General features: G+C 46.9%; 12 protein-coding genes. 4 read left to right on the plus strand and 8 right to left on the minus strand.

Going from position 1 to position 15001, the window contains the following annotated elements; genetic code table 11:
• Nucleotides 1–43: 43 nt before the first annotated feature.
• The 4 genes from D9Y29_RS04800 to thrS all read right to left on the minus strand — a co-directional run bounded on the left by D9Y29_RS04800 (nucleotide 44) and on the right by thrS (nucleotide 3978).
• Nucleotides 44–619 carry an RNA polymerase sigma factor gene (locus D9Y29_RS04800; protein ID WP_127125541.1) on the minus strand — a complete coding sequence of 192 codons (576 nt, stop codon included), beginning with the start codon at nucleotides 617–619 and terminating at the stop codon, nucleotides 44–46.
• Nucleotides 620–860: 241 nt separating this feature from the next.
• Nucleotides 861–1193, minus strand: a complete 333-nt coding sequence (locus tag D9Y29_RS04805; protein ID WP_127125543.1) for an ArsR/SmtB family transcription factor — start codon at nucleotides 1191–1193, stop codon at nucleotides 861–863.
• 196 nt (nucleotides 1194–1389) lie between these two features.
• Nucleotides 1390–1980, minus strand: coding sequence for a translation initiation factor IF-3 (infC, locus tag D9Y29_RS04810; RefSeq protein ID WP_127125545.1), 591 nt, complete (start codon nucleotides 1978–1980; stop codon nucleotides 1390–1392).
• Between the two features lie 60 nt (nucleotides 1981–2040).
• On the minus strand, nucleotides 2041–3978 hold the full coding sequence (gene thrS / locus D9Y29_RS04815) for a threonine--tRNA ligase (protein ID WP_127125547.1): 1938 nt from the start codon (nucleotides 3976–3978) through the stop codon (nucleotides 2041–2043).
• A gap of 195 nt (nucleotides 3979–4173) precedes the next feature.
• Here thrS and D9Y29_RS04820 point away from each other — a divergent pair, with 195 nt between their 5' ends.
• Nucleotides 4174–5310: a hypothetical protein gene (locus D9Y29_RS04820; protein WP_127125549.1), complete on the plus strand. Its 1137-nt coding sequence runs from the start codon at nucleotides 4174–4176 to the stop codon at nucleotides 5308–5310.
• Between the two features lie 132 nt (nucleotides 5311–5442).
• Nucleotides 5443–6303, plus strand: coding sequence for a hypothetical protein (locus tag D9Y29_RS04825; RefSeq protein WP_127125551.1), 861 nt, complete (start codon nucleotides 5443–5445; stop codon nucleotides 6301–6303).
• 1 nt (nucleotide 6304) lies between these two features.
• On the opposite strand, the gene D9Y29_RS04830 is transcribed toward D9Y29_RS04825, so the two are convergent.
• The 3 genes from D9Y29_RS04830 to D9Y29_RS04840 all read right to left on the minus strand — a co-directional run bounded on the left by D9Y29_RS04830 (nucleotide 6305) and on the right by D9Y29_RS04840 (nucleotide 9509).
• Nucleotides 6305–6493, minus strand: a complete 189-nt coding sequence (locus tag D9Y29_RS04830; protein WP_127125553.1) for a hypothetical protein — start codon at nucleotides 6491–6493, stop codon at nucleotides 6305–6307.
• Between the two features lie 67 nt (nucleotides 6494–6560).
• Nucleotides 6561–8909, minus strand: a complete 2349-nt coding sequence (locus tag D9Y29_RS04835; RefSeq protein WP_127125555.1) for a TonB-dependent receptor — start codon at nucleotides 8907–8909, stop codon at nucleotides 6561–6563.
• Nucleotides 8910–8912: 3 nt separating this feature from the next.
• Nucleotides 8913–9509, minus strand: a complete 597-nt coding sequence (locus D9Y29_RS04840; protein ID WP_127125557.1) for a DUF3347 domain-containing protein — start codon at nucleotides 9507–9509, stop codon at nucleotides 8913–8915.
• Nucleotides 9510–9593: 84 nt separating this feature from the next.
• On the opposite strand from D9Y29_RS04840, the gene D9Y29_RS04845 reads away from it, so the two are divergent.
• The gene (locus tag D9Y29_RS04845) at nucleotides 9594–11567 is read left to right on the plus strand and encodes an ABC-F family ATP-binding cassette domain-containing protein (RefSeq protein ID WP_127125559.1); all 1974 of its coding nucleotides are present in this window, start codon (nucleotides 9594–9596) and stop codon (nucleotides 11565–11567) included.
• 58 nt (nucleotides 11568–11625) lie between these two features.
• Nucleotides 11626–13884 carry a patatin-like phospholipase family protein gene (locus D9Y29_RS04850; protein WP_127125561.1) on the plus strand — a complete coding sequence of 753 codons (2259 nt, stop codon included), beginning with the start codon at nucleotides 11626–11628 and terminating at the stop codon, nucleotides 13882–13884.
• Between the two features lie 27 nt (nucleotides 13885–13911).
• Here D9Y29_RS04850 and D9Y29_RS04855 read toward each other — a convergent pair whose 3' ends face one another.
• A complete protein-coding gene (locus D9Y29_RS04855; RefSeq protein ID WP_127125563.1) occupies nucleotides 13912–14688 on the minus strand; it encodes a Fic family protein in 777 nt (258 codons plus the stop codon).
• Between the last annotated feature and the right edge of the window lie 313 nt (nucleotides 14689–15001).

A 15001-nucleotide genomic window follows, 5' to 3' on the forward strand; every position in this document is an offset into this window, starting at 1 on the left:
GTCCCGTTTTTTCAAAAAGGAAAATTGGAAAAGTGGATAACTATCAGGCAACAAGACCGAGTACCCAGTTCTTAAGCCAGTTTTTCAGCGGGATCGTCATGCGAAGATGCTGCCTTGCTTTATGTTTCTGGTTCCTCACGGTCTTTTCCACGATATTAAGCTGAGAGGAAATTTCACTGTTGCTTTTTCCGTGCAGGAAGGCTAGAATGAAAATGGTCCTGCACTGATTGGGCAGCCTGTCTATTTCATCCAGCACAGCTTTCAGGGTTTCCTGTGTCACTTCTTCGCAGAATTCTGCAGATGCGTCTTCATTTCTTAATGCATGCAAGTCTGCCTTCATTTGTCCCATTTTCATTTTTTGATGGACCATATCTATAGTAGCATTCCGGGCAGTGGTGAGCAGGTAAGCAAGAATATTATTGAGCCGTTCGAATTTTTTTTTCCTTTTGAACAGCCTGATGAAGGTTTCGGTTGTAATATCCATTGCATCGTCTTTACCGATGCCCATCCGAAGTACATAGTGATATACTTTCAGGCAAAATTTTTCGTACACTCCATTGAATCCCCGCTCCGTACCATCATTGAACAATTGCAGGAGTTCATCATCAGAATAGACCATGAGAGAATCATGTTAGTTTATAAAATTCAACACGGATAAGGATCTCCGTTATCGCACAATGATGCGATGCATTTTGAATGAAGGGAAAGTGAATGGCTGATTACAACGAAATAAAAGTAATCAAAGTTTGCTAATAACCTATGGAAGCTAAGAAGAATCCCGTAAAATTCTGCTATGTAATTTCTGCCGGTTTAACTACGGGAATGAAGAAAAAAATTTGCAAAATCAGGAAGTAAGTTTCTTACTTTTTGTATCTGGGCTTTTTTTCATTGGTGTTGTGGAGGAATTTTTCGAGCGCATCCATTTTGTTATTCCAGAATATCTGGTAAGGTTTGAGCCAGTCTGCCACTTCTTTGAGTTTGTTGAGCTCTCCATAACAGTATCTTTCCCTGCCCTGTTGTTTGATGGTGACCAGTCCGCATTCAGTGAGGATGCGGATATGTTTGGAAATGGCGGGTCTGCTCATATCGAAATGTTCGGTAACACCGTTGAGCGTCAGTTGTTGTCTGCTCAGCAGTTGAAGGATCTGTCTGCGGGTGGGGTCTGCGATGGCCTGAAAAACATCACGTCTCATGCTCCTGTATTTGCTGCAAAAATAAATGTAACCGATCGGATTCTTAAGCAGTATTTCGCAGCAGGCGGTACAATGTTCGCCGGAGGCGAACCAATACAGGTCACTCGCCGGGAGGCGAGCGACTGCCCGCAGCATAAAAAAGGTTGCACCTGGAAACAGGTACAACCTTCTATACATTGATTGGAAGGGATCAGGATTATTCCTGACCTTCTTTCTTCTTCTTGGCGGTCTTCGGCGCGATGATCATCAGCATACGCTTACCTTCCAGTTTGGGAAGCCCTTCGGGCTGGCCAACTTCGGCAAGACGTTCTGCAAATTTCAACAGTACCAGTTCACCTCTTTCCTTGAACATGATGGCGCGGCCTTTGAACTGAACATAGGCTTTTACTTTATTGCCTTCTTTCAGGAAGGATTCTGCGTGGCGTGCTTTGAAATCGAAATCGTGATCATCGGTACCTGGTGTAAAACGGATCTCTTTAACCTCAGCCGTTTTACTTTTGGCCTTCATCTCTTTTTCCTTCTTCTTCTTTTCGTAGAGGAATTTATTGTAATCAATGATCTTACACACCGGGGGATCCGCCTGCGGGGAAATCTCAACCAGATCAAGTTGTTGTTCCTGCGCCATACGCAGAGCATCCTGCGTGTTATAGACGCCAACTTCCACATTATCTCCTACTAACCGCACCTGCGGTACCCTGATCATGTGATTGGTACGATGTTCCTGTTGCTGTTCTTTTCTGAAACGCGGATTAAAGTTACCTCTCGGTGGTCTTGGTGGAAATGCCATTTACAATTTTTACGTTTACAATTTTAAAGTTTCAAAGTGGACTTTGGTCGCGGGCCACTTCTATTCTGATTTCCGCGTTTTGATCTCCTGCCTGAGCTGGTTGATCATGGTTTCAATATCCATCGCTCCCAGGTCACCTTTACCCTGTCTGCGCACGGATACTTTATTTTCATTCATCTCTTTCTCTCCTACAACGAACATATACGGAACTTTCATCAGCTCAGTGTCGCGGATCTTCTTACCGATCTTTTCGTTGCGATCATCTACCTCTGCACGAATATCCGCATTTTTCAGAGATTCTAAAAGAGTATTTGCGTAGGGCAGGAACTTGTCGCTGATCGGCAGGATCTTCACCTGCAGCGGCGCCAGCCAGGTTGGGAACTTACCGGCATAATGTTCCAGCAGGAAGCCGATAAACCGCTCGTGGGTACCCAGTGGTGCACGGTGGATGATCAGCGGGGTGCTGGGAGTATTGTCTGTTCCGGTATACTCCAGCTGGAAGCGTTTGCCCTGGGCAAAATCCACCTGGTTGGTGGCGAGAGTGAATTCACGTCCGATGGTGCTCCAGATCTGTACATCAATCTTCGGGCCATAGAAAGCGCCTTCATCGGGAACTTCCACGTAAGGGATATTGCTTTCTTTCAGTACCTGGCGAACCATCTCTTCGGTCTCCAGCCAGAGCTCCGGCTCGTTGATGTATTTCTGACCGAGCTTGGAAGGCTCGTGCAGACTGAGTCGCATCACATATTTATCGATTCCGAAGATGTTGAAATATTTCAGGTACATGTCGTTCACGGCGCGGAATTCGGCAGCAAACTGCTCGCGGCTGCAATAGATATGCGCATCGTTCATGTGCAGGCATCTCACGCGCATCAGTCCAAAAAGTTCACCGCTCTGCTCATAACGATAGCAGGTCCCGTACTCAGCGAGGCGCAAAGGCAGGTCCTTGTAACTGCGTGGCTCCGCCGCAAAGATCTTGTGGTGATGTGGGCAGTTCATCGCTTTCAGGTAGTATTTGGTACCATCCAGCTCCATGGGCGGATACATACTGTCCTGGTAATAAGGCAGGTGACCAGAAGTCAGGTACATGCTTTCTTTTGCGATATGTGGCGTTACCACACGTTTGTAACCGGCAGCCTGTTCCGATTCCTTGGCCAGTTTTTCCAGCTCTTCAATGATGATGGTTCCGTTGGGCATCCAGAGTGGAAGACCAGGACCAACATCATCGTCCATGGTGAAGATGCCGAGTTCCTTGCCCAGCTTGCGGTGGTCGCGCTTCTTAGCTTCTTCCAGCATTTGAATGTGCTCATCCAGTTCTTTCTGGCTCGGAAAAGTGATACCATAGATGCGGGTGAGCATCTTGTTGCTGGAATCATTTTTCCAATAGGCGCCGGCAATATTGGTGAGCTTGATGGCCTTGATGGGGCCAGTACTGGGAATATGCGGTCCACGGCAGAGATCGGTGAAATTGCCCTGGGTATAGAAAGTGATCTCGCCATCATTCAGATTGCTGATCAGATCGAGTTTGTATTCATCTCCTTTTTCAGTGAAGTAAGATACGGCTTCTGCTTTGGGCATGGCTTTGCGAACGTATTGGTTGTTCTGCTTCGCCAGTTCATTCATTTTCTTTTCCAGCTTTGCCAGGTCCTCTTCTGTAATGGAACTGCCACCGAGATCGATATCGTAATAGAAACCTCCGTTATCGAGTGCAGGCCCCACCCAGAACCTGGCGCCGGGGAACATGCTTTCAACGGCTTCAGCCATCAGGTGCGCTGATGAATGCCAGAAAGTAGCTTTCCCATCCTTATCATCCCAGGTGAGCAATTTTACCGTTGCATCTTCATTGATCGGCCTCGTGGCATCCCACACCTGGCCATTCACGCTGGCAGCCAGCACTTTTCGGGCCAGCCCTTCACTGATTGATTTCGCTATTTCCAGTGCAGTAATTCCTTCTTGATACTCCCGTACTGCTCCATCGGGGAATGTAATCCTGATCATAATGTTTAACTCCGTGTATCTTTTTTTATGAGGCCGATCCCGCGGAATACTGTATCTTGGCGGCTTTGATTTTTCGTAGCCTGCCCTTGAACACTACCGGGGTCTGCAAATTTAACTAAGAATTTGCAGACTGCCACTTACGATATTTGTCGTAAACTAAGGTTTTAACTAATTTGCTACAGTGAGGGAACATTCATGAAGCGATTTATATTCTTTCTTCTGATTGGTATTGGCATTTCAGCATCTGCACAGGACCTTACAGGTATCTGGAGAGGTAATTTTAAGGGTGAGCAGGCACGTTACCTGGAAGCGCTCGGACAGGAAAGCCGGTACAAGATCGAATTACAGGTAGATCAGTCCGCCAAAGCTTTTAAGGGGGTCACTTACTCCTACCTCACTACAGTGTTCTATGGTAAAGCCACCTGCCGGGGCACAGTGAATCCCTCCACCGGCAAAGTATTCCTTGAAGAATTGAAAATTGTGGAAGTCCGCATGAGCGGCCGGTCCGATGCTTGTATCATGACGTATTTTCTGCAGTATTCCAAAATAGGCAATGAAGAATTCCTGGAAGGTTCCTACAGCAGCATGAACACTACCGATTCCACCAGTTGTGGACGTGGAAGGGTTTTCCTGCGAAAAGTGCAGACTTCCGATTTCTACAAGGAACCCTTTCTGCTGAAAAAAGAAGCGGAGAAAAAACCGCCAATAGTCAAAGCTGCACCTGCAAAACCTGCACCCAAATCAAATCCGGCAGCAAAACCGAACACCGGAACTGCCAAAACCACCACTACCACAAAAAGTTCAGGTACTAAAAAAAGTACGCCCACAACCAGTAGCAACACTACAAAAAAGACGCAGCAGCCTGTAGTGAAACCTGCTACTCCGCAACCACTGACCAGCCTTCCACCTCAACCGAAACTGGACACCATCAAAAAAGTGGATGTGAAACCCCGCATTACGCTTCCCACACCGAAAGTAATTTCCGGCAGGCAGAATGAACTGGTGCAAACCATTACTACTGACGCAAGAAAACTTATTATCAATATTTACGATAACGGCACCATCGATAACGATACCATTTCCGTTTACCACAATAAAAAACTGGTGCTATCCAAAAAGCGGTTGACAGACAAGCCGCTTACCATCGAGATCGAACTGAGTGAAGAAGATGACCTTCATGAATTGGTGATGGTGGCTGAAAACCTCGGGGAATTCCCGCCGAACACATCATTGATGGTAGTGAATGCAGGCAAGAAATATTACGAAGTGCGCATCACGTCCACCGAACAAAAAAATGCCGTGGTGGTTTTCAAATATGAAAAGCCGAAATAAGAACTGCGTGTCCACACCCGCTCGCCAGAGGCGAGCAAATACAAGTCACTCGCCAGAGGCGAGCGACTGGCCACACCCTGATTACCGCTTACATAATTTTGATGGCGGAATTGATAGAGATGTTGGAAATTAATGGAAATACTCCTGATGCGGGCTGCTCTCCTTCTATCCCTGGTACTTATTTCCCAACTGGCCATCGCCCAGAACCTTACCGGCATCTGGCGCGGCAAACGTACGCAGGGCGCACAGGGATGTTTCCCGGAATATGGACTGGAGCTGCATATCTACTACAGCAATGAGCAACTGATCATGGGCAATGCCTACAGTTACGTGAGCAGGGAGCAATTCACCAAAACCATCTTCAAAGGCAGATACAATGCACAAACGAAAAGACTGGTACTGATAGAAAGCAGTGTGCTCAGTTACAATGTGCCGCCACAATGCATCCCCTGTATCAAAACCTATCAGCTGAGTTTTGCGAAACAGGGCGCAGATGAACTGCTTACAGGCCAATGGAGTGGTCACGAAATGGGTAATAACAACGCCTGCGTGCCAGGTAATATCGATCTTCACCGTGAAGCACAACCGATCTTTCCTGTTACGATCCAGCAGGATGATAGTCTCGCCAGGCTCCAGCAACAACTCCCTCTTAAACAAAGGGAAAAAGACCTGGTGCAAACACTCAAAGTAGATACATCACTTATCCGAATCGATCTGTACGACAATGCTGAAATAGATGACGATACAGTTAGCATCTTCCTCAATGGCGCCCTGCTATTACACAAAAAAAGATTGACCGACCGACCCCTCACCCTGCACATCAATGCCATGCCTAATACTGATTATGAGTTGATGATGTATGCTGAAAACCTGGGACGCATCCCGCCAAATACTTCACTGATGATCGTAACGGCAGGCAGCAAAAAATATGAGATCAGGATCTCGAGCAATGAAATGAAGAGCGCTGTAGTGCGCTTCAGGTATGATCTGTAACTCAGCAGATATAAGGAGAATAAAAACTCTTTTCCAGGAAATAATTCTCAAAACGTTCAAGCGCAACCGCGATCCGGAAAAAGGAACTTCGCTCAGCATCCGTCAAATTATCCTCTCCCCTCTGCATCATTTCCCTGATCGTTTCCATAGCTGCATCATACTCAGCTTTCGACTGAATCACGTATTCCATAGGTAAGCATTTACATACTTTAGAAACAACCGGAAGTCATCACTGTACTAGCGCCTTTCGAAAAAAATCAGAATTTGAAGTTCCAGGTCACCGCGGGTATGATGGGGAACAGGGAAACCTGTTTTGGCTGGATGCTCAGCTCGCCACTGTAGGCGCTGCCTTCCTGGTCGAAATAAATGAAATAAGGATTGAGCCTGCTATACACATTATAGATACTGAACACCCAGTTTTGCTCCCATTTTTGCCCAGCCTTCTTTTTTGGGGTGAGCGTTGCCGAAAGATCGAGACGATGATAGGCAGGCAGCCTGTAAGTGTTTAATTTCCCATATTCCTGGGTAAGCACACCGCTCACCACGTAAAATCTTTCAGGCAAAGTAGTGGCATTGCCGGTGCCATATACGAACACACCGGATAGCTTCCACCTGGGGTTCACCTGGTACATGCCCACAACAGAGAGATCATGCCTTCGATCATATTTGGCCGGGTATTTTTCTCCATCATTGAGGCCGGGGAACTGCCGCCAGGTGTAGCTGAGCGTATACCCCAGCCAGCCGGTGAGCTTTCCCCTTGTTTTATTGAAAAAGAATTCCGAACCATAGCTCCATCCCTTCCCGAATACGAATTCACTTTCCGGATCTTTCAGGCTCGGCGTATATCCCTCACCGTATTCGATCTGGTTTTCCATTTTTTTATAATAGAGCTCCACTGAAGTCTCGAACATATTGTTGTTGAAATTGCGGAACAATCCTACTGCATATTGCCAGCTGATCTGTGGCCGCACGCGGTAGGTACTGGGCACCCAGAGATCCGTAGGCAGCGTGGAACCCGCATTGCTGACGAGATGGATATATTGAAGGTTCCTGCCGGCGGAAGCCTTGATGCTGGTAGCATCATCGATGGTATATCGAAGGGTGAGCCGCGGCTCCAATCCTCCGTATGTTTTTACAGTTTTGCCCTTGCCGAAAACAGTACTGTCGAGTTTGTTACCGTCCTCATCGGTTTGAAATATTTTGTAAGGCCCCGTTTGCGTGAAGCTGCTGAAACGAAGGCCGGCGCTGGCCTGCAGGCGATCACTGATGGCCCAGTCGTCCTGAACATAAACGCCTGTTTCGATAGCGTATTTAGGGCTTTCGTTATTGGGTTCCAGGTCAGTTTCCCCCTGATTGCCGGTGAGGATATTGGGTGTGAAGCGATGCCTGGTGTACATGAATCCCATCTTCATCTTATGCACAGGCGAAGGATAGAAATCGAGATCGAATTTACCGGTGAGATCCCGGATACCGGATGAAAGGTTCAATGCAAAATCATTCTGCGAAGCGCCGAAGGCGAATTTGTAATCATTGTATACGAGTGTTGTGTTGGCGAATAATTTCCGGTTGAACACATGGTTCCATCGCAATGTGGCAGTGGAATTGCCCCAGGGGATATTGGCGCTGAATGCGCGCTGCGCACTTCTGAAATCGAAAACATCCCTTCCGAAATAACCGCTGAGATAAAGGCGGTCCTTATCCGAGAATTTATAGTTCGCCTTCATGTTCAGGTCGTAGAAATAATATCCTGATCCATGATAATTGCTGCTCTTTTTGATGAAGGGCTTCACCAGCATGTCTACATAGGTACGGCGTGCTGAAATGATGAAGCTAGCTTTATCTTTTTTCAATGGTCCCTGTACACTTATTCTCGATGCAATGGCGCCGATACCTCCTTCCACTTCCCAGTGTTTCATATTACCTTCTTTCATGGCAATGTCCAGCACGGAACTGAGCCTGCCTCCGTATTGCGCGGGCATACCTCCTTTGATCAGCGAAATATTTTTTATGGCATCACTGTTGAAAATAGAAAAGAAACCGAAGAGATGACCGGTGTTGTATACGATAGCGTCATCCAGCAGAATGAGGTTCTGATCAGGGCCGCCGCCGCGCACGTACATGCCGGTATTTCCTTCGCCTGCATTGCGCACGCCGGGTAAAAGTTGCAGTGTTTTGAGGAGGTCCACTTCTCCGAGCAACACAGGCACTGCTTTCACCTGCTGCATGCTGAGATCGATCCTGCCCATCTGGGCATTCATCACATTATCGTCCTTTCTTTTGGAACTGACTATCACTTCCTGCAAAACGCCGCGTGGCAGCAGTTGAAAATGCTGACTGATATTTCTATCCAGTTTCAGGTTCAACTGCTGCAACTGGTAGCCTGCAAAAGAAACGAGTATGGTATAATTCCCCGCGGGTAAAGTGAGGGAATAGAATCCGTATTGATTGCTGGAAACCGAACCATCGTCCTGCACCTGAACAGTAGCTCCGATCAGGGATTCACCTGACAGGGAATCTCTCACAAATCCGCTCAACGTATATTTTGTTTGCGTTAAGGCTGCCAGTGAGGTCATCAGAGCATATACCAGGAACAGGGCTGATTTCACATATTATTGTTGGGTAAAGTCCAGTTGGCCTTCCACTGTTCCACAGGTGAGCATCTTGTCGCCAAAATAAGGATTGCGAACGGTGGAATCCTGGTTGATCCAGTAGGCGCCTGTATTGTTGAAAGCCATGGGGCAATGGATCCAGTATATTTTCTGTTCATTGTAGCGAACGGTCTGGAAGAGCACATAGAGCGCATCGGTGATCATTTTGAATTCCTGGCGCTTGGCTTCGAGGGTCTTCTCGCCTGCCAGTCCTTTTGCTGAGCCGTTGATAGTGCCGGCATATTCCTGTGCCGTAAGTTTGAGTACTCCCATCGTATCGGCCTTGATCTCATCAATTTTCAGGCTGTCGGCAGCGGTTGCCAGTTCCATTGCGGCTGCGGAGGCTTTAGCGGTATCGCTGGCCACCAGCGCGTCTTTCAGCTTGAAATAGGCATCAAGCATCACACCGAAGGAACTGTTGAAGGCATTGGTATTTTCAGCCAGTTTGAGTGGTTTTTGCTTTTCTTCGGGCCTGGTTTCTTTGCTACCGCCCCAGATCATCCATCCAGCAATGCCGAGGATCACCAGGACCAGAATTACGAGTACTCCTTTTTTCATCAGAATAAAAATTTCTCAAAGGTAACATTTCTGCATGTTACGCCATGATTGTGTTACTTTTGCGGCGTAAAAAGTAACATCTTTATGCTGGCAGGACTGACAAATGTAACATTTGAATTTGGAGCGAGGATCCTTTTTGAAAATGCCACCTGGCATATTCAGCCCAATGAACGCATCGGGCTGGTAGGATTCAATGGAACCGGGAAATCTACTTTGCTCAAACTGCTGGTTGGACAGTATTCCCCTTCTGAAGGCACCGTTGAAAGAAGCCGCACCACCACAATCGGCTACCTGCACCAGGACCTCCTGAGCTTCGACACCAATGAAAGCATCCTCCAGGTGGCGCTTGGCGCTTTCGAGCGCGTGCTGCAACTGGAAAAGGAGATCGAAGAACTGGGCATCGAACTGGAAAAGACCGGGGACGAAACCACCCTCATCGCTTATACAGACAGGCTCCATGAAATGGACACCCTGGACGGCTACACCATTCACCACCGGACTGAAGAAGTATTGCAGGGCCTCGGTTTCGACAATGCCTCTCTTCAACGCCCCTACAAAGAGTTTTCCGGTGGCTGGCGGATGCGTGTGCTCCTGGCCAAGATGATCCTTATGGCGCCGGACCTGCTGCTGTTGGACGAACCTACCAACCACCTCGATCTTCCCTCCATCGAATGGCTGGAAAAATACCTGGTGCATTACCAGGGTTCCGTAGTGATCGTGAGCCACGATAAATATTTCCTGAACCGAATGGTCACCAAGATCGTGGAAGTTTACCAGCGTCAACTGCATATTTACAACGGTAACTACGATTTCTTCCAGAAAGAAAAAGAGATCCGTACTGAATTGCAACAACGGGCTTACGAGAACCAGCAGGATTATATCCGCCAGCAGGAAAGATTTATCGAACGTTTCAAGGCCAAGGCTTCGAAAGCCGCACAGGCGCAGAGTATCGTGAAACGTCTCGACAGACTCGAGCGTGTGGAAGAAGTGATCATCGAGCGCCCTGATATCCGCATCAATTTCCAGGTAGACAAAATACCCGGTAAAGTGCTGGTGGAGTTGAAAGATATTACAAAGAAATTCGGCGACAATACCATTGTTGAACATACGGCTGCAGAAATAGACCGGGGCGATAAGATCGCGCTGATCGGCGCCAACGGAAAGGGTAAATCAACATTGTTGCGCATCATCGCAGGCATCGAACCATTCGAAGGTGACCGCCGCTGGGGCCATAACGTGGAAGAAAGTTTCTATGCACAGCACCAGCTGGAATCGCTCGATCTCAACAATACCGTACTGGATGAAATGAAAACCTGCGGCGCGCAGAAAACAGAACTGGAACTGCGCACGTTGCTCGGTTGTTTCCTCTTCAGCGGAGACGATGCAGACAAAAAGATCAAAGTACTCAGCGGTGGTGAGAAAGCCCGTGTGGCCCTCGCCAAAACCATCGTGAGCAAGGCCAATTTCCTCATGCTGGATGAGCCCACCAACCACCTTGACATGCACTCGGTTGATCTGCTGATCGATTCACTCAATCGCTACCAGGGCACCATCATCATGGTGAGCCACGACAGGTATTTCATTTCCAAAGTTGCCAATAAGATCTGGGAGATAGACGACCATGCCATCAAGGTATTCGACGGCGGTTATGAAGAATGGGTGGAATGGAAAGAAAGAATGGCGCGCAATGCTGCCGGAAGCAAAGGTCAGACCGAAAAAAAACAGGAGAAAAAAACCGAACCCGCCCCTGCTCCCAAACCCGAGCCCGTGGCAGCAAAACCCGTGGTGAACGCACCTATCAACAAGGAACTGAAGAAGGAACTGCAGAAACAACAGAAGGCGCTCAGTGAGCTGGAACAGAAGATCGATGCCCTCAACAAGCAGAAGTCTGAAAAAGAAGCCCTTTTGGCCGATCCATCTACATATGGAGATAAAAACAAATTCATAGAAACGGAAAGCAGTCTCAAAACCATCAATGCATCACTGAAAGACCTGAATGTTCAATATGAGACCGCATTCGAGAAAGTGATGGAACTGGAGGAACAGGCGAATAAATAACATAAATTTTTCGCCATCCGTACATTGAAGGTTACCCATTCCTTCTTAAATTGGTGATATGCTGTGGAAACTCTTAGCCAGGAAATTCGTGCTGACGATAATCTGCGTATGTTCGTTGTTGTTAGCCCAGTCCCAGACCCGCACCGGACGCCCGAAAATCGGCGTCACCCTCAGTGGTGGTGGCGCTAAAGGACTGGCGCATATCGGCATCCTCAAAGCCATCGATTCCGCCGGTATCAAAGTGGACTATATAACAGGTACCAGTATGGGCAGTATCATCGGCAGCCTCTACTCTATCGGATATTCTGCAGACAGCATCGAAAAGATCGCCAGGAGTATCGACTGGGACCTGCTCCTCAGTAATCAAAGCTCCCTCCGCAGCATCTTCATGGAAGAAAAAGACGAATATTCGAAATACATCCTCGAGCTTCCCTGGGTGAACCACCGGTTCCGCCTGCCCAGCGGCGTACTGGAAGGCCAGGAACTCTGGATCAAATTCTCCGAGCTCTTTTTCCCTGTTTACAATATCAAGAACTTCGATCATTTCAGTATCCCTTTCCGTTGTATCGGAACGGATGTAGGCAATGGAGAAGCAGTAGTGATGAAAGAAGGCGAGATAGTTTCGGCTATCCGTAGCAGTATGGCCATCCCCTCCGTGTTCACAGCGGTTGACTACAATGGCAAGAGACTGATTGATGGCGGCCTTATCCGCAATTTCCCTGTTCGCGATGTAAAGGAAATGGGCGCCGATTATGTGATCGGCAGCAATGTGGCCAGCGGCCTACTTCCTTCCGATAAAGTGCGGAACGCCTTCCAGATCCTGATGCAGGTGGCATTCTTTCGCGAAGCGGAAGACAATAAACATGAAGTGCCACAATGTGATATTTACATCCCTTTCAAAATGGATAAGTTCAGCATGGGCAGCTTCTCCGATGCCGGCGCCATCATCAACCTGGGGATCGAAGAAGGAAGGGCGCTCTATCCGCGTCTCAAACAACTGAAAGATTCTCTGGACGCCATCTACGGAGCTGAACTTCCAACAACCAACCGTCTTCCGCATGTTGACCATGTGAAGATCAGTTCCTATGAAGTAAGAGGAACGGAGAAAACTTCTCCCGACTTCTTCACGCATACCATGAACTTTGTTACCAACCAAAATTATTCAGCGAAACGACTGGCCAATATGATCCGTCAGGCAGTTGGCACACGCTACTACAAACGCGTAACCTATTCACTGGAAGCACAGCCCGATGGCACTGCCCGGATCATTTTCGATGTTACGGAGAACCCACTAACCTTTGCGAAACTGGGCCTGCATTACAATCGCTTCAGCGGCATCGGTGTGATCGCCAATCTTACGACAAGGAACTTCTTCTTCACAAACTCGCGCAGCATGGTATCGCTCAATATCGGCGAGAGCATGCGCGTGAAAGGTGAGCATCTGCAATATTTCGGAAGACTCAAGAACTTTGCGCTCATCGCCGATCTACAATTCGACCGCTTCGATGTAGCCACTTACACCTACGACAAATACAAACAGGACGGGTTGTATAAACAGAACCTCTTCCGCACGGGTGGCCGGTTCCAGTTCTCTGCCAAACGGACTTTCTCTATCGGTGTAGGTTCTCGCTGGGATTGGGTTCGATATACACCCACCATCTCAACTGATTTCAATTTCAAGGGAAGTAACAGCTGGGTCACCAATTTCGCCTATTTAGCACACAATTCACTTGATAAAGCCGTATATCCCCGCAGGGGCGTGAAGTTTGAAGCCGAGGCTGGGTATGTTTCCAGGCAGAGCCCACGCATCAAATTCATTGTTGGCGATCAAACCATTCCTGCCACGGAAGACATGATCTCAGGCGATTCCTATCCGAGGGTCACAGCCAATTTAGAAAGCTATATTCCTTTCAGCCGCAGAACCACAGGCTTGATCAACGTTCAGGGAGGCGCCAATTTCGGATATGAACAAAATGTGTTGAACGAATTCATTGTGGGAGGACTCACCAAAACATTCCGCAACCAGGTTACATTTGCAGGATTGCAGGAAGGCACTATCTACAGCCCCAGCCTGGTTGCACTTCAGGGCGGCGCACGCGTGATGATGTTCAGCAATACCTATATCACTGCAAGAGCCAATGTGCTGTTCAATAATCTATTCACAAAAAGTGAGTATTTCGATTATCCGGATTTCTTCTCCGGTTATGCATTGACGTTTGCATATAATTTTGCATTGGGGCCGCTGGAGATCTCGGCAATGTATTGTGATCAGACGAAGAGAGTACAGAGCTATATTAATTTGGGGATACCTTTTTGATGATGTGGGCTGGTTTCAACTATCGCCCTAAAGCGTCTTCAAAAACTGTTTTTTTTCCTCAAGACTTTCTAATAGTCTATCGGCCATAAAGTCTAACATTGGTTCAAGCTCATTATCAGACAATTCAAATATCGACAGGTATGAATTGCGGTCCACAGGTTTTATAAAAACTGGTGGATACTTTTTTTTCATCAGGATAAGATTCATTAATATCCTTCCAATTCTGCCATTACCATCACTGAAAGGATGAATAACATTGAGAAACTGTTGATGAAACCTGGTAGCAATAATTAACGCATGTTCCCTGGGACTCTCCAAAGATTGATTCGTTTTTTCAATAAGAGATTCCATGGCCTGAGAAACTTTATTTGGAGGCAAATAGTAGTGTATCTTTCCGGAAGCCCTGACCGTCATATTTTCAAATGACTTATATAATCCAGGACTATAAAGTCCCTCTTCAACCCATTGCGAGGGAGACTTCATTAATTCCCTGTGCAATGCCTTAATCTTTTCCTCGGAAATCTGTTGTGATCGATAGTTATTGAAAACAGTGTCAAGGATTTTTTGATGACTCACCATATCCAATACATCCCGTAAAGAAGCATTTTGGGGAGTTATAAGTTCTCTTAGCAATTTAATTGTCTGACCATAAGTAAGAGTGTTTCCTTCTAATTTATTTGAATTGTAGGTAAAATCCCATTTGACTTTTTTGAAGAAGTCATCATCCCATTCCTTTAATGAATTAAACTTATTCAATTCGGCATTTTCCGAATCAATCAAACTTAATTTTTCTTCAATGCTCATTTCTTGAAATCGATTTCGTAGTCAAATCCTATCTTACTTATTTTGGTAATCCATTTTCTATAAAGATATTTCCCTATCACCGGTTTTCCGCTCCGCATAGACAATGTCTCACCTATAATAAATTTTTGTAGGTCGGGACGAAATTCATCCCTTAAATCATCGAGATAAATTGTGTCCTTTTCTAAGAGACTTATTAGCCCCTCCAGCCTCCTTGTTATGATATTTATATTGTCCATTTTAGCAGCTTGGCCGCTTGCCCTAACAAATTTAAAGATTTTTAATTAGGCAAAAAAAATGACTGGTTTCAACCCTT

It is taken from the genome of Pseudoflavitalea rhizosphaerae, from assembly GCF_003991355.1.
Taxonomy (GTDB): domain Bacteria; phylum Bacteroidota; class Bacteroidia; order Chitinophagales; family Chitinophagaceae; genus Pseudobacter; species Pseudobacter rhizosphaerae.